Below are 243 nucleotides of genomic sequence, written 5' to 3'. Positions count from 1 at the left end.
ACTCGGTGAACGTGTAGCCGGCGTCGTTGAACTCGCTCGCGAACACGCGCCGGGCGACCTCTCGGGTGGGTGCTGACTGGCTCATTTCAGATCGACCTCGCTTCGATCAGCGCGCTTTCAACGTCGACGGTGCCGGGATCCTCCATCTCGTCGACCAGAACGTACCGGCCGAAGGTGGGGCCGGTGACCCGGTAGTAGCGCCCGAGCACGTCCTCGCCCATCTCCTCGGCGACGACGGTGGTG

The 243-nt window shown here is 65.8% G+C and carries 2 pseudogenes; both read right to left on the bottom strand.

The features are described from left to right. A pseudogene (locus tag EXE42_RS17940) lies at positions 1–85 on the bottom strand (DNA-binding protein); the annotation flags it as partial. Between the two features lies 1 nt (position 86). Then, positions 87–243 (bottom strand): annotated as a pseudogene (locus EXE42_RS17935) (replication factor A); the annotation flags it as partial.

This window comes from Halorubrum sp. SP3 (genome assembly GCF_005435195.1).
Classification (GTDB): domain Archaea; phylum Halobacteriota; class Halobacteria; order Halobacteriales; family Haloferacaceae; genus Halorubrum; species Halorubrum sodomense.
This window is presented reverse-complemented; position numbering and strand designations above follow the sequence as displayed.